Here is a 14,264-nt window from a genome sequence, read left to right as displayed (position 1 = left end):
CCGAATCATTTAGTCCAAATCGTTAGGAAGCGGATCAGGATGCGAGGACTCTGCAGGCTTGGCTACCCAATCGTCTGCTTCTGGCTCGATGTCCACACCATTCTCCATCTTCTTAATTTCAGCTAATGAATCGCCGTCTTTATTTTCCTTGTTGCGGATTTCCGCTTCATCTTGAGAATAATCTGACATGTGAAATCCTCCTCAGGTGCTTTGCTTTATTTGTTCCTTAGTTATAGTTACCCGATGGAGTGTTTTGCAAACATAGTAACGATGAATGAATTTAAGGGTACATGATCCAAGCTACCAGCGGACCGATACATGAACCGACAATAGCGCAAACGGTCATCGCTACGGAGCTCATTGAAACTGACTTTTCACCGTATTCCAGCGCCTTTGCAGTTCCTAGCGCATGAGAGCCAGTACCTAAACCGATTCCAATGCCGATCTCACTTCTTATCTTAAACAGCTTTATGATGAAAGGACCGCCAATCGCGCCCGTAAATCCGGCAATCATTACAAATACAGAAGTTAGCGAAGAATCCCCACCTAAACCATTTGAGATCTGTATCGCTACAGGCGTTGTGATGGATTTTGGCAATATGGACAGAACATACATTTCAGAGAATCCTAGGCCAGCTGCTAAAAGCAAACCACTAAACATCCCTAATAACAGACCTACAATCGCTCCCCCAAGGATGGCCGGGAGGTTCTCCACTAATACATTACGTTGCTTATACAATGGGTAAGCTAGCGCTACAACAGCTGGACCGAGCAGCTTATTAATCCACTGACCGCCTATCATATATGTATCATATGGAATATTAAAATATAAAAGTATGGCTACAACAAGGGCTGTTGCTGTTAACGCGGGAATCAGTACAGGAAAGCGAAAACGTCTATATATTACGGACATCATCAAATAAATAGCAACATTAAGCAGGACAATTCCTGTCGCGATAAAAAACATTATATTTCCTTCCCCTCTTTGCCTAAGCTCTTGCTGCTCCAGCCCGCTCTGCTCTTGCCTTTCAAGGTTGAAAGCCATTGACTGGTATGTGCTGCCGCTGCAATTGTGAGGACGCTGCTAACGATAAGAATCAGGATTAATAGCAAACCTCTTCCACTGAAAATATCCATATGCTTCACGATCCCAGCCGTCGCTGGAATAAAAAATAACGGAAGGTAAGCTAATATTGTTGTTGCACCCTCTTCAATCCATTTCACAGGTACGATCTTGAATAACAATAAAACAAAGAGCAGCAGTAATCCGACGATACTCCCGGAAACGGGGAGATGCAGCTGCTTTTGCAGAAAGTCTCCAGCCAAATAGAATAAATAAAGCACGAACACTTGAATAATAATGCGAATGATTTTCATGATGCAGGATCCCTTCATTATTAAATTAACTCGGTAAAGCTTAAAAATAGGTCACCTTAATAAGAGTATCAGAGTTTTCATGAAAATTTCAATTACTTTTCGAATCTTGTAAGAAATAAACAAAAATAACCTGCATGATCTCCAAAACGCCGGAGACTTTGCAGGTTAGGTCTGTTCATTTGCAGCTCAAGAATGAGATTCTAGTTTAATTAAACCCACTGAACGACTTGTTCAGCGACTTGTCTTGTTTTGCCACGTGGTTCATTCAAACGATATCCAAAGGCTACCATACAGGAGATTCCGAAATGCTCAGCATCCATAATCCCCTCTTCTGCAAGGAGCTGCTCAATCTTTGTTTTATCAAAACCTTCCATTGGGCAAGAATCGATTCCGATTAAAGCCGCTGATGTCATCATATTACCAAGGGCTATATAACTCTGCCGGCAGCTCCATTCGAACATTGCACGTTCATTCTCCATCAATCCGAAATCAACCTTCAAGAACTTATCGTACATATTACCTTTCCCTTCCCTCACTTCTGGAGGTAGCTCCTGCACATGCTCCATGACCCCTTTAATATAATCTGAATCAGCAGCCATATCTTTAGGAAGACGTGAAAGAATCAATACAAAATGACTTGCGGTTGGCAATTGCTTTTGTGCTCCCCAAGCATAAGCACGTAATTTCTCGCGAATTTCTGGACTTTGTACTACGACAAAACGCCAAGGCTCGAATCCGAATGAACTTGGTGACAGACGTCCTGTTTCTAGAATAAACTGAAAGTCTGACTCACTTATTTTTTTATGACTATCAAATTCTTTAGTTGCATGTCTGAACTGGTAGGCAGACAGGATTTCATTCTTGTTTAAAGACAAAGTATCCATGAGTCACACTCCCTTTACTTGGTTAGAATCGACGACCATTTGACTGTTTGCCGATCACATGCTTAATATTAGAATATATATTACTTCTTTAAAAGTACGCACATTAATGTTATGTAGTATACAAAATGATACCATGGGAGTTGAGCGGCAATGCGTGACCGAAAAGGTGGCTTTGGAAATTACCCTGACAGCAATAAGGAAGCTTGCCCTGTGGAATTTACGCTTGATGTTATAGGAGGGAAATGGAAGGGCATTCTTATCTATCACTTGATCGATGGAACGAAACGTTTTAACGAATTCCGCCGAATCTGCCCAGGCATTACTCAACGTATGCTGACCCTGCAGCTTAGAGAGCTGGAAGAAGATGGGGTTGTTCACCGTGAGGTCTACCATCAGGTTCCCCCGAAAGTCGAATACTCTTTAACTGAATTTGGCAAGACACTGACCCCTATTATTAAACTCATGAAAGACTGGGGTGAGGTTTACAAAACAAAACAGCTTTCCGCAGAAAGCTGTTCAGAAGGTACAAATATTACGGTGTAGCTCAAAGCTGCACCTTTTATTTTTCCCCATTAAAAAATGCTTCGGCCTTTTCCTTATGTTCGTTGGTTACCTGACCAGATATCGCTTTAATTCCTGCTGCAATGATCGCTGCATCATCTGTAAATCCAAGGCCGAGAATCGCATCGGGTATCGCATCTATTGGAGAAATAAAATAAGCCAATGCACCGAAAGCAATTCCTTTTGCCCATAAAGGTGTCTTAGCGTCAACGGCACAATAATACATCGCAATAGCATCTTTAGTAAATGGAATCTTGCCTGCGAACTTTTTAGTTTTTGTCCAAAAATTCTGAGTTACCATATCCTCATTTTCTTTGCTGTATGGAAACTTCTCTGCAGTGAGCTCCGCAGTGAGCTTATCATCATCTTTCTTCATTATTTATTCCCTCCGCAAGGTTCATATGAAGTACATACTGTCAGTATACCCTCAGCTATTATTTATATCTTTAAGATAAACTATAGCTCGTTCTATGAAACTTACACAAAATCATTTTATTTCTTTGATTTTAGTCAAATCACTGCTGCATAACGCTTCAAGATGCTTAAAGATTCGCTCAGCATCCCAATCCCACCACTTAAGCACTTCAAGATATTCGATCAATTCATCATCAAAACGTTGTCTAATCACTTTACAGGGATTTCCTCCAGCCACACTATAAGCCGGGATATCTTTCACAACTGTTGAATTAGCTGCGATGACGGCTCCATTTCCTATATGTACACCAGGCATAACCGTAACATTCTGCCCAATCCACACATCGTTACCGATTACTGTATCTCCTTTTAAGGGTAGATCAGATAATTGAGGAACCGCAGACTCCCAGCCATTGGACATAATATTAAAAGGGTAGGTCGTAACAGAATTCATTCGATGGTTCGCACCATTCATAACAAATTCAATCCCTTTGGCAATCGCGCAGAACTTCCCGATAATAAGCTTATCGCCAATAAAATCATAATGATGCGTCACATGCTCCTCAAACTTTTCCGGACCGTCTATATCATCATAATACGTATAATCGCCAACCAGAATATTGTTTCTAGTAATCACATTTTTGATGTAACAGATGCTTTTGATCTGTTCATTTGGATAGAGTGCATTCGGATTCGGTCCATATTTCTCCATAGTAACGCCTCTCTCTCTTTTTGATAAAACATAGCAGAGATCGGAAGCCTTTTCAAATAAGTACGAATGATGAACATAAAAAGCGGCTACCGTGTGGTAACCGCCATTACAACTACTTTATCGCTTCGATAAAACCTCTACTTCATATTGCTTCACATCGCTCAGCCAACTTTCACGGACAGGCACACCATTTGTCGCACAATAATAATCCCAAACAGCCCCGAATGGATAAGATTTCAATTCCTCCACAAGCGCAAGTCTCGTAGTATAATCCCCATCCAGTTCAATTTGCTTCAATAGCTCTATCGGTTCCAGCATCGCACGTAACAAGGCTTTGATTGTGTTCCGTGTTCCGATCACCCAAGCAGCAATATGATTTATACTTCCGTCAAAGAAATCAAGTCCGATATGAGTCCTGTCTAGAAATTGACCTCTAACTAGTTCACGGGCAATCTCTAGCAGTTCATCATCCATTGTCACCACATGATCACTGTCCCAGCGTACTGGGCGGCTAACATGCAGCAGCAATTGATCACCAAACAGCAGCCAAGACGATAGTTTGTTCGAAATGGTCTCGGTCGGATGGAAATGCCCAGCATCAAAGCAAACCGCTTTGCCCCGGCTTAGCGCATACCCCATATAAAATTCATGCGAGCCCACCACATAACTTTCTGAGCCAATTCCAAACAGCTTACTTTCTACTGCATCAATGTTATATTGCGGATCGATCTCCTCGCTGAAAATCTCATCCAGTGATTGCTGAAGTCGTACCCTCGGCGATAGACGGTCGATCGGTGTATCTTTATATCCATCTGGAACCCAGAAATTAGTCACACAAGGCTGACCTAGCGCCTGCCCGAAAGATTCTGAGATTCGGCGTGCAGCCTTGCAATGAGAAATCCAGAAGTTGCGTATTTCAGGATCCGGGTGGCTTAGTGTGAAGCCATCATTAGCTTTTTCATGAGAGAAGCAAGTGGGATTGAAATCTAATCCCAGTCCCTGCTCCTTAGCCCAGTTCACCCATCTTTCAAAATGCTTAGGCTCTAGTGCATCAAGATCTACTGTCTCTTCCGTATCGGCATAAATAGCATGTAGATTAACTTTATGACGGCCTGGGATAAGCGCTAAGGCCCGCTCCAAATCACGCCGTAGTTCCTCCGGATTCCTAGCACGCCCCGGGTAACTGCCCGTGACCGCGATCCCGCCGCTGAGTTCCTTTTCCTTATTCATGAAGCCCTTTACATCGTCTCCCTGCCAACAGTGCAATGAAATTTTAATTGCCGCAAGCTGTTCTAATACTTTATCTACATCAATGCCGTGCTGTGCGTAGAGCTTTTTCGCTTCATTATAGCTCGTCTGAATGCTCTTTAAGCTTTCTGTACTCTGCTCCATGCTTAAGCCTCCTGATATTGTCTTAGTGATTTCATTTAGGGATATTTATACCCTTTTTTTGCTCATTTTCCGCTTTTTGCGCTCAATGTGGGGGATTTATACCCCTCTTTTGCTCGTTTTCCGCTTTTTTCGCTCAATGTAGGGGATTTATACCCCTCTTTGGCTCGTTTTCCGCTTTTTGCGCTCAATGAGGGGGATTTATACCCCTCTTTGGCTCGTTTTCCGCTTTTTTCGCTCAATGAGGGGGATTTATCCCCCTCTTTTGCTCGTTTTCCGCTTTTTGCGCTCTATGTGGGGGATTTTTGTACCTCTTTTGCTCGTTTTCCGCTTTTTGCGCTCAATGTAGGGGATTTATACCCCTCTTTTGCTCGTTTTCCGCTTTTTACGCTCAATGTGGGGGATTTATACCCTACTTTTGTTCGTTTTCCTCTATTTGCGCTCAATGAGGGGGATTTATACCCCTCTTTTACTTGTTTTCCGCTTTTTACGCTCAATGAGGGGCATTTATACCCCTCTTTTGCTCGTTTTCCGCTATTTGCGCTCAATGAAGGGGATTTTTGTACCTCTTTTACTCGTTTTCCGCTTTTTGCGCTAAATGAGGGGGATTTATACCCTTCTTTTGCTCGTTTTCCGCTTTTTACGCTCAATAAGGGGGATTTATACCCTTCTTTTACTCGTTTTCCGCTTTTTGCGCTCTATGTGGGAGATTTATACCCCTCTTTTGCTCATCCATAGCTATCTAATAGTCATCCCATATATTCTCGGTTACTTTATTAGTTACTCTTATACGACCTGTAGCCGAGCAAATTCTGCTAATGCTGCGGTTTTCAGGGTGGAATCCATCATTTGTGGAAGATAAGTTGTTACATCAAATGAACGATAAATAATTTCTCTTGCTTCTTTAATATCTGCGACCGCGCCTACACTGATCATTTGCATAACCACATTACCTAATGCGGTTGATTCCGTTGGTCCAGCGTAAATTTCCATCTCTAGCAAATCGGCCGCAATCTGGCATAGCAATCCGTTGTTCGCCCCACCACCTACGATATGCAGCCGCTCCCATTTTTCACCGGTCAATAGCTGAAGATCCTGAACGTAGAAATAATAAGAAAGAGCAAGACTGTCAAACACACATCTGGCAATCTCCCCTGGTGTCTTTGGTACCAACTGTCCGACTTCTGCACAATAGCTCTGTATCTCGCTAACCATGTTGGATGGATTCATGAATCGTTCATCATTGCAGTAGATGATGGATCTAAAAGGAATTTCTTGCGCTGCCAATTCTACCAGTTCGCCGAAGCTGTACTGCCCGCCATATTCCTCACGAACCTTTTGGATCAGCCACATCCCCATAATGTTCTTAAGAAAACGAAATGAGCCGAAGGCTCCCCATTCGTTTGTATAATTGCGCTCCATCGCCTCTGGACTTGTAATTGCTGAATCCCGTTCCACCCCGATGAGTGACCAAGTACCACTACTAAGAAATCCCCAACTATCGCTACTTGCAGGAACGCCTAGTACAGCCGATGCTGTATCATGAGTGGCTACTGCTATGAACTCACAAACTGGAAGATCACCGCGTGCCGTCAAGTCATCAGTCAATCCGCCAATATGTTCCCCAGATTCCGTTAAGGGTGGAAATTGTTCTTTTGAAAGACCAAGTAGTGCCAGGAGATCAGCGTCATAATCCCGAGTATGCAAATTCAGCAGACCTGTGGTTGAAGCATTCGTGACTTCGCTAATTCTTCGTCCCGTAAGCCGATAGTAGAGATAATCAGGGACCAAAAGGATGGAATGTGCTGCTTCCAGCTCTACCTGATCATGCACATACAACTGGTACAGCGTATTAATCGGGAGAACTTGTATCCCCGTCTTTCCGTAAACGCTTTCAGTTGATATATTGCGATGCAAACTCTCTACCGCTCCATCCGTTCGGGAATCACGATAAGAAAAAACTTCATGAATTCGTGTACCCTTCTGATCTAGAAGTACGTAATCCACGGCCCAAGTATCAATTCCGACGGTACAATGCTCAATTCCTTTTGACTTCGCCTTCTGCAAGCCATTTACAATTTCAGCAAATAAATAATCGACGTCCCAATAAAGATTACCCTTCTTCTCAGCGAATCCATTACTAAAACGGTGAATTTCTGTTAATGATAAGGTTCCTTCCGGTTCTTGCAAGGTTCCGCAAACGACTCTCCCACTAGAGGCTCCAATATCAATAGCAATATGATTCTGACCTTGTTTATGTGCCCCAGCATTCATTCTTAAACAACACTCCTTATCTCCTCATCAGCCTACCAGCAAGGCGAATACGATTCCTGGGCCATGCACACCTATCGTCAGATCATTCTCAATATCCGCTGAACGACTCGGTCCAGAGATAAAGTGAATACCTGCGGGGAGACCCGTTTGTCCCGCTTCATCAAAATCAATAAGCACCTCACCCAGACGAGTCTTCAACCGCTCAAGCGGAATGATAGCAATTAATGCGGTTGGCAAAAGACTGACAGAGCGCCCTTTATCCGCAGAAGATAACACTGTAATAGAGCCTGTATAAGCAACAGCATAATCCGCGATCACAATCCCAATATCGGCTTCCGCTGCCCTAGCTTTCCATGCTTCTTGCATATCCGTATTCCAGACAGATACCTGCGTATCTACAAGTTCTTCTTCTAGACGAAGTGCCGCAAGCTCAGCTACATTTTGCCGAAGAATATAACGGGCAAGCATATCACTCGCTTTATTGACAATAAAAGCTTTAGCTTCATCCATCGTTGCCATGCGAAACACATGTCCACCTGCACTTTGAAAATTCGCAGTAAATTGATCGATGCGTTCTTCTGGACTCCACTGGAATTCTTGCCAATAATCTGGAGCACCGCGAAAAGGATGTACAGGAGCCATAGTCGTTCTTGGACGCTTCAAACGACGAGCGATATCGTTCATGAACGCCTGCTGTTTGTCACGTGATTCAATTGCCATACGCTCCAGCCATTCATTGTGCGTTTCCTCAGTCATGCCCGGCTCCTCCTTCCAGCTCTTCCCGCTTCCGCTTCGCTAATAAATCTTCCATTCGCTTCTGAATGGCTGGGTCCATTTCTCGACTGTTCTTGTCTAACTCCTCTTGCAGCCCTTTCCAGCTCTCACGGAAGGATTCATCCGCCAGCTTCGGAGCGATCCGGTAGTTATTCCAGCCTTTCAGCGGCCCAAGCTTTGATGGAATTCCTCCGTCTCTCACAAGCAGCTTTTGTCCGATTCTGCCTACTTTCATCACACTACTAAATCGCTGTGACTTTGCCATAATCGCTCCAAAACCTTTCATGCCGAGCCCTTCCGCTTTGTCTCCATAACCTCTCTCTACCTTACGTCGCCGTAAATAGATAAGCATATCATGCAGAGGGATTTTGACTGGACAAGCTTCATAACAAGCGCCGCACAGACTCGATGCACCTGCGATATCATCCCATTGCTCTACATTTTTGTTCAGCGCCGGGGTCAACACCGCTCCGATCGGTCCGCTATAAGTTCCACCATAGGCATGACCGCCAATATGACGATAGACAGGGCAGGCATTCAGACAAGCTCCACAGCGGATACAGTTCAGCAGCTCCTGAAATTCTGGATCGCCGAGCTGCTCAGATCGACCATTATCAAGGATAATAATATGCTGCTCTTCCGGCCCGTCCCCATCATCTTTTCTACGGGGTCCTGAAATACCGGACATATACACTGTTAGCTTCTGGCCAGTTGCTGAACGAGGCAGTAACGTAGCCATCACCTCAAGGTCGCTCCAAGAAGGAATAATCCGCTCCATCCCCATCAACGTGATTTGCGTCTTCGGCAAGGTGGTGACCATGCGAGCATTGCCCTCATTCTCGAACAGCACCATGGAACCTGTTTCTGCAATCGCAAAATTGCATCCCGTCATCCCAATATCCGCTTCTAGGAATTTCTCCCGTAGCTTGCGCCGTACGAATCCTGCAAGGATTGTAGTCTCAGGCAAAAGCTCCTCCCCTGCCTCCTTGGACAACAGCTCAGCAATCTGATAGCGGTTCTTATGGATGGCTGGGATAATGATATGAGACGGAGTTTCTCCGGCAAGCTGGATAATATACTCGCCAAGATCTGTCTCAATCGTCTCCACGTCAATGGACTCAAGCGCCGAATTCAAATGCAGCTCCTCAGTCACCATCGATTTGGATTTGACCACGGAAGCCGCTTGTTTCCGCTGCGCAATCTCTAAAGCAATCTTCACTGCCTCTTCACCTGTTGCCGCAAAATGAATATGCGTGCCGTTCGCTCTTGCATTGTCCGCAAATAGATTCAAATAATAATCGAGATGAGCGATCGTATGCAGGCGAATTTGCCGCCCACGTTCGCGCCATTCTTCCCAGTGACCATGATCGTTCGCCGCTTTCTGTTTCCCGTCACGCAGCCTTTCCGTAGTAAAGCGGACCGCCTTACGCAAAAAATCATTATTCAACGCCAAGTCGGCACGCTCTTTTACCGAAGCTGGCTTCACATGATTCGATTCCGATTTAGTCTGAGCGGCATTCTGACTCATTGTCCACTCACCCCTTCATACAGTAGCTCTGCTAAATGCATAACACGGACAGGCTTATGACGATAACGCAAATTCCCAGCAATATTCATGAGGCAGCCCATATCCAGACCCGTTAAGACCTCTGCTTCTGACTCCAGCACATGATCAGACTTCTCAGTGACCATCGCCCCAGAGATATCAGACATTTTTACGGCAAAGGTTCCCCCAAACCCACAGCAGTCCTCAGCAAAAGGTAGTGGTACTAGCTCCATCGCCTTCACATTCTGCATAAGCTGCATTGGTTCATCACGAATTCCTAGAATTCGGGTGCCATGACAGGAAGGATGATAGGTAACTTTATGCGGAAACACTGCCCCTAAATCCGTTACGCCAAGCACTTGTACCATAAACTGGCTGAATTCATAGGATTTAAGCTGTAAATTCTGTGCCTTGGCTAAATTAATCGGATCATCTTGAAACAGTCTCGGGTAATGATGAAGCATCCCGGTGCAAGAACCGGAAGGAGCAATGACAAAATCACTGTCTTCGAAGGCCCGCAAAATCGTAAGCGCAGCTTGACGTGCCTCATTCCAATAGCCGCTATTATACGCTGGCTGTCCGCAGCAGGTCTGCACTTCAGGAAATTCCAGCTGTACGCCATATCTGGAAAGCAGACGTGCCATCGCTTCTCCGACCTTTGGATACACAGCATCACTGATACAAGTAATAAACATCGATACCTTCATGTCTTCACCTCCTGCAACACTATTTTCTACACGGTTGTGATTGCGATGTTCAGCTCCTGTAGCTGCTTTACCTGTTCTGTTTCGGGGCTGTAATCCGTAATCACAACATCCAGTTCACTAGTCGTGGCAACATGAGTAAACGCTTGAATTCCAAACTTACTAGAATCGCACAGTAGGATTACCTGCTCCGCTATTGCAATCATCTTTCGCTTCACCATCGCTTGCAGCTCATTCGATTCACTGGCGCCGCGTTCGAGATGAAATCCTTTGCAGGAAAAAAACATCTTATCCACGTGATATAACTCAAGCGAACGCTCCGCTAAATGTCCAACAAAGGACATCGATCTGCGGCTCAGCTGCCCCCCTGTTGAGATCACATCTATTCGTTCTTTCCCACTTAACTCCGCAGCTACTCTGATAGAGTTCGTCAGTACAGTCAGTGGCATATCCGGCAAATGTGAGGCCATATACCATGCAGTTGTACTGGCATCCAGCAAAATTCGATCTCCTGGCTTTATCATTAACACAGCCTCACGGGCAATCCGCTGCTTCTCCGCTGCATTCATAATTTCACGTTCGGCATATGGTGTCTCTGGCTGACGATCACGCAGACTAACTGCACCGCCGTGAGAGCGTAGCAGCCTCCCCGCCTTTTCCAAGCGATCAAGATCCCGCCGGATGGTCTCCTCCGTCACTTGGCATAAGGTACTTAGTTCCGAGACACGGATGCTGCCGCGTTCATTCACTAGTTCTACGATTCTTTCATATCTGTCTGCAATCAGCATGGCTTCCCTCCGTTATCCCTATCTATATTCTATCTTCCTGTTATCTAGTAAAAGCTGCCGGCACTCCACCGTCAATCGTCAGCATGCAGCCCGTAGTCTTCTCTGACTTGGATGAAGCGAAAAAGGCCACCCCTTCAGCAATATCACGTGGATAAATATTTACAAGCAGTGTTGTGCGTTTACGATAATGCTCCTCCAGTTGATCCGGCTCAATCCCATAAGCAGCCGCCCGTTCATTCCGCCAATTCGAATTCCAAATCGCAGATCCTTGTAGAATAGCATCCGGCAAAATGGTATTGGCGCGAATACCGAACTCTCCGCCTTCAGCTGCAATACAACGAGCCAAATGTGCTTCGAGTGCTTTGGCAGAGCTGTAAGCCGATACGCTTTTTCCAGCAAATATGGAGTTCTTGGAGCCGATAAATACCATACTACCACCGATTTTTTGCTCCTTCATCACCTTAAAGGCTTCGCGTGCAACGAGGAAATAACCTGTGCCTAATACGGAAATGTTCAAGTTCCACTCTTTTAATGAAGTCTCATCAAAAGGACTGGAGGTCGCAAGCCCGGCGTTGTTCACAATAATATCAACCCCGCCATAGAAAAGGGCTGTATCCGCATAAGCTGCGGTAACCTGCTCCTCCTGCGTTACATCCATTTTAACAGCGAACGCACGATTCTCACCGTATTTATCGTTAATCTCCGCAGCAATTTTCTGTGCACCCTCTAGATTGAGGTCAGCCAGCACAACATGCGCCCCTTCGGACACTAGACGGCGAGCGGTTTCGCTTCCGATTCCTCCTGCCCCACCTGTAATGAACGCAACCTTACGCGAGAATTCTGCTTCTGCTGGTGCAAGCGATAATTTATATAATTCCAAAGGCCAATATTCCACGTTGTACGATTCATTCTCACTAAGAGAGACGAAATCTCCCAGTCCGGTAGCTCCGCGCATAACTGCAATTGCCCGATGATACAAGGCTCCACTGATCTTGGAGTTGCTCCAGCTTTTGCCTGTATTGATCATCCCCACTCCGGGAATCAGAATCACACGCGGCGCGGCTTCGAACATTACATCTCCCTCATGCTTATTTCGGTCGAAGTAAGCTTTGTACTGCTCTTTGTAAGCGGTAATCGCCTCGTTCAGCTTAGCCTTCAGACCATCAATGTCACTGGCATTTGGCTCCCAAGCCACAAAAAGCGGCAGCATTTTAGTATGAACCAAATGATCTGGGCAAGCTGCACCTACACTGGATAATTTCTCCGAGTTAACTCCACCTACAAAACGCAGAACATCCTCCGCATCATCGAAGGTCAGTATCATTTTACGCTCATCACTGACTGCGCCTCTGATCAGTGGCATTACAGCTGCTGCTACAGCCCGCCGTGCTTCTTCCGAAAGTGCTTCCGATTTGCGGCCTCCGAAGAGGTTCTCATCTTCCATTCGATCTTCGATGTAACGCTCCGCTTCATTAATGATAGAGATCGTCTTGGCATAACAGGCTTCCGGTGTATCTCCCCAAGTCACCAGTCCATGCTTCTCCATCAATACCAGCTCTGCTTGTGGATTAGCAAGTACTCCTTCAGCAATCATTTTAGATAAAGTGAACCCTGGACGGATGTAAGGCACCCACACGAAGCGGTCCCCATAAATTTCTCGTGCAATATCTTTACCGTTATGCGCACAACACAAGCTGATAATCGCATCTGGATGCGTATGATCTACATGTTTAAATGGTAAAAAAGCATGAAGCAGTGTCTCAATCGAAGCACGCGGATGTTTAGGATCAATCATGCAATTCGCGAGATAAGCCACCATTTCCTCATCAGGCATTTCCTCCCGATCAAACAAAGGGGCAATATCCTGAAGACGTAACCCAGTAAAATTGCCTGCTTTCATTGTAGCAAGGTCCGAACCGCTACCCTTCACCCACATTACTTCTACTTCACGCCCGCGAAAATCCAATTCTATCGTCTTACTGGAGGTATTCCCGCCCCCAAAATTACAAACTCTGCGATCTTCACCCAACAGATTGGAGCGATAGACTAGTGAATCCAGACCTCCGTGGTTGTCTTTTTCCCGTGCTGAATCCCATAAACTTTGTACCATTTGTGAATACCTCCGTTTTTGAATGTTTATTTTTTTGTTTATTTTTGTTTGTTTTGATTTTAATCTATTTGTTTGTGTTTGAATAGAGCGTTTTCAACAAAATTTAAAATTTATTTCACAATTTAGACGAATCCTCCTTGGATGAACTGAAATTACATTGCCAAAAAACAAAAAAAGAGTTGCCAATTAGCAACTCCTTCACCTCCAATATTCAGCACACCGACTCATAGACTAATCCAGTAGCTACATTTTCCATCCTCAATACAGCTAAGTATTCCTCTGTTCGCTTCAATGACCTTTCTCGAAGATACATTGCTCGGCTCACAGGTCAGCAAGACCTTATCAATCCCCAGATCCGCAGCTTTTTTTAACAACTCTGCCAAAAAAATTTTGCCATAGCCCCTTCCTCGCTCACTAGGCCTGATGCTATATCCGATGTGTCCACCTGATTTTCTTAACTGCTCATTTAAGGAATGTCTTAGCTTTCCAACACCAACAGGATAAGAGTCAATCAATAACCAATAGTTGGTTTGCGGGACATAGTTTGGTTGGAGATTATCTCCTCTTGATAGTGCGATCCGATCTCTGATGAAATCAGGAAATTCACTGTAAGCCAAATCAAACCCATTGTTAACGAATCCATTCTCCCCAGGGCCTATCTCCATAATCATTTCAAAAATATCGCGTCCATCTGACAAACTGGCTTCCTTTAGCTCAATTAACATCATAAT

The 14,264-nt window shown here is 44.9% G+C and carries 16 protein-coding genes; 2 read left to right on the top strand and 14 right to left on the bottom strand.

Going from position 1 to position 14,264, the window contains the following annotated elements; translation table 11 throughout:
* Nucleotides 1–9 precede the first annotated feature (9 nt).
* The 4 genes from NSU15_RS11525 to NSU15_RS11510 form a co-directional block, all read right to left on the bottom strand.
* Nucleotides 10–189 (bottom strand): hypothetical protein, encoded by a 180-nt coding sequence (locus NSU15_RS11525; RefSeq protein ID WP_042126589.1) that lies wholly within the window; start codon nt 187–189, stop codon nt 10–12.
* Nucleotides 190–280: 91 nt separating this feature from the next.
* Nucleotides 281–967, bottom strand: a complete 687-nt coding sequence (locus NSU15_RS11520) for an LrgB family protein (protein WP_042126588.1) — start codon at nt 965–967, stop codon at nt 281–283.
* The gene (locus NSU15_RS11515; RefSeq protein WP_042126587.1) at nt 967–1,377 is read right to left on the bottom strand and encodes a CidA/LrgA family holin-like protein; all 411 of its coding nucleotides are present in this window, start codon (nt 1,375–1,377) and stop codon (nt 967–969) included. Before NSU15_RS11515 ends, NSU15_RS11520 begins: the two co-directional genes overlap by 1 nt.
* Nucleotides 1,378–1,586: 209 nt before the next feature.
* Nucleotides 1,587–2,261 (bottom strand): NAD(P)H-dependent oxidoreductase, encoded by a 675-nt coding sequence (locus NSU15_RS11510; protein WP_339290464.1) that lies wholly within the window; start codon nt 2,259–2,261, stop codon nt 1,587–1,589.
* Between the two features lie 150 nt (nt 2,262–2,411).
* Here NSU15_RS11510 and NSU15_RS11505 point away from each other — a divergent pair, with 150 nt between their 5' ends.
* Nucleotides 2,412–2,804 carry a helix-turn-helix domain-containing protein gene (locus tag NSU15_RS11505; RefSeq protein ID WP_339290463.1) on the top strand — a complete coding sequence of 131 codons (393 nt, stop codon included), beginning with the start codon at nt 2,412–2,414 and terminating at the stop codon, nt 2,802–2,804.
* 16 nt (nt 2,805–2,820) lie between these two features.
* Here the strand turns inward: NSU15_RS11505 and NSU15_RS11500 are convergent, their stop codons facing one another.
* The 3 genes from NSU15_RS11500 to rhaA all read right to left on the bottom strand — a co-directional run bounded on the left by NSU15_RS11500 (nt 2,821) and on the right by rhaA (nt 5,340).
* Entirely contained in the window at nt 2,821–3,198 is a 378-nt protein-coding gene (locus NSU15_RS11500; protein WP_339290462.1) for a YkvA family protein, read from the bottom strand.
* Between the two features lie 111 nt (nt 3,199–3,309).
* On the bottom strand, nt 3,310–3,948 hold the full coding sequence (locus tag NSU15_RS11495; protein ID WP_339290460.1) for a Vat family streptogramin A O-acetyltransferase: 639 nt from the start codon (nt 3,946–3,948) through the stop codon (nt 3,310–3,312).
* A 117-nt stretch (nt 3,949–4,065) separates the two neighbouring features.
* The gene (gene rhaA / locus NSU15_RS11490) at nt 4,066–5,340 is read right to left on the bottom strand and encodes an L-rhamnose isomerase (protein WP_339290459.1); all 1,275 of its coding nucleotides are present in this window, start codon (nt 5,338–5,340) and stop codon (nt 4,066–4,068) included.
* Between the two features lie 159 nt (nt 5,341–5,499).
* Between rhaA and NSU15_RS11485 the strand changes: the two genes are divergently transcribed.
* Nucleotides 5,500–6,075: a hypothetical protein gene (locus NSU15_RS11485; protein ID WP_339290457.1), complete on the top strand. Its 576-nt coding sequence runs from the start codon at nt 5,500–5,502 to the stop codon at nt 6,073–6,075.
* Nucleotides 6,076–6,123: 48 nt separating this feature from the next.
* On the opposite strand, the gene rhaB is transcribed toward NSU15_RS11485, so the two are convergent.
* The 7 genes from rhaB to NSU15_RS11450 form a co-directional block, all read right to left on the bottom strand.
* Nucleotides 6,124–7,611, bottom strand: coding sequence for a rhamnulokinase (gene rhaB, locus NSU15_RS11480; protein ID WP_339290455.1), 1,488 nt, complete (start codon nt 7,609–7,611; stop codon nt 6,124–6,126).
* Nucleotides 7,612–7,638: 27 nt separating this feature from the next.
* On the bottom strand, nt 7,639–8,367 hold the full coding sequence (locus tag NSU15_RS11475) for an LUD domain-containing protein (protein ID WP_339290454.1): 729 nt from the start codon (nt 8,365–8,367) through the stop codon (nt 7,639–7,641).
* Entirely contained in the window at nt 8,360–9,913 is a 1,554-nt protein-coding gene (locus tag NSU15_RS11470) for a LutB/LldF family L-lactate oxidation iron-sulfur protein (RefSeq protein WP_339290453.1), read from the bottom strand. Before NSU15_RS11470 ends, NSU15_RS11475 begins: the two co-directional genes overlap by 8 nt.
* On the bottom strand, nt 9,910–10,638 hold the full coding sequence (locus NSU15_RS11465; RefSeq protein ID WP_339290451.1) for a (Fe-S)-binding protein: 729 nt from the start codon (nt 10,636–10,638) through the stop codon (nt 9,910–9,912). The genes NSU15_RS11470 and NSU15_RS11465 overlap by 4 nt, the downstream gene beginning before the upstream one ends.
* A 26-nt stretch (nt 10,639–10,664) precedes the next feature.
* Complete coding sequence (locus tag NSU15_RS11460; protein WP_339290450.1) at nt 10,665–11,423, bottom strand: DeoR/GlpR family DNA-binding transcription regulator; 759 nt, start codon at nt 11,421–11,423, stop codon at nt 10,665–10,667.
* Nucleotides 11,424–11,463: 40 nt separating this feature from the next.
* Nucleotides 11,464–13,533: a bifunctional aldolase/short-chain dehydrogenase gene (locus tag NSU15_RS11455; protein WP_339290448.1), complete on the bottom strand. Its 2,070-nt coding sequence runs from the start codon at nt 13,531–13,533 to the stop codon at nt 11,464–11,466.
* Nucleotides 13,534–13,757: 224 nt separating this feature from the next.
* Entirely contained in the window at nt 13,758–14,261 is a 504-nt protein-coding gene (locus NSU15_RS11450; RefSeq protein ID WP_339290446.1) for a GNAT family N-acetyltransferase, read from the bottom strand.
* Nucleotides 14,262–14,264: the final 3 nt, after the last annotated feature.

The sequence above is a fragment of the Paenibacillus sp. FSL E2-0201 genome (assembly GCF_037963325.1).
In the GTDB taxonomy this organism is placed as follows: Bacteria; Bacillota; Bacilli; order Paenibacillales; family Paenibacillaceae; genus Paenibacillus_AQ.
This window is presented reverse-complemented; position numbering and strand designations above follow the sequence as displayed.

Bases quoted from the DNA above. Each gene is read 5' to 3' on its own strand.
- NSU15_RS11460 (WP_339290450.1), bottom strand. From the start codon at position 11,423: ATGCTGATTGCAGACAGATATGAAAGAATCGTAGAACTAGTGAATGAA.
- NSU15_RS11515 (WP_042126587.1), bottom strand. From the start codon at position 1,377: ATGAAAATCATTCGCATTATTATTCAAGTGTTCGTGCTTTATTTATTC.
- NSU15_RS11450 (WP_339290446.1), bottom strand. From the start codon at position 14,261: ATGATGTTAATTGAGCTAAAGGAAGCCAGTTTGTCAGATGGACGCGAT.
- rhaA (WP_339290459.1), bottom strand. From the start codon at position 5,340: ATGGAGCAGAGTACAGAAAGCTTAAAGAGCATTCAGACGAGCTATAAT.
- rhaB (WP_339290455.1), bottom strand. From the start codon at position 7,611: ATGAATGCTGGGGCACATAAACAAGGTCAGAATCATATTGCTATTGAT.
- NSU15_RS11500 (WP_339290462.1), bottom strand. From the start codon at position 3,198: ATGAAGAAAGATGATGATAAGCTCACTGCGGAGCTCACTGCAGAGAAG.
- NSU15_RS11455 (WP_339290448.1), bottom strand. From the start codon at position 13,533: ATGGTACAAAGTTTATGGGATTCAGCACGGGAAAAAGACAACCACGGA.
- NSU15_RS11465 (WP_339290451.1), bottom strand. From the start codon at position 10,638: ATGAAGGTATCGATGTTTATTACTTGTATCAGTGATGCTGTGTATCCA.
- NSU15_RS11525 (WP_042126589.1), bottom strand. From the start codon at position 189: ATGTCAGATTATTCTCAAGATGAAGCGGAAATCCGCAACAAGGAAAAT.
- NSU15_RS11510 (WP_339290464.1), bottom strand. From the start codon at position 2,261: ATGGATACTTTGTCTTTAAACAAGAATGAAATCCTGTCTGCCTACCAG.
- NSU15_RS11470 (WP_339290453.1), bottom strand. From the start codon at position 9,913: ATGAGTCAGAATGCCGCTCAGACTAAATCGGAATCGAATCATGTGAAG.
- NSU15_RS11505 (WP_339290463.1), top strand. From the start codon at position 2,412: ATGCGTGACCGAAAAGGTGGCTTTGGAAATTACCCTGACAGCAATAAG.
- NSU15_RS11475 (WP_339290454.1), bottom strand. From the start codon at position 8,367: ATGACTGAGGAAACGCACAATGAATGGCTGGAGCGTATGGCAATTGAA.
- NSU15_RS11495 (WP_339290460.1), bottom strand. From the start codon at position 3,948: ATGGAGAAATATGGACCGAATCCGAATGCACTCTATCCAAATGAACAG.
- NSU15_RS11520 (WP_042126588.1), bottom strand. From the start codon at position 967: ATGTTTTTTATCGCGACAGGAATTGTCCTGCTTAATGTTGCTATTTAT.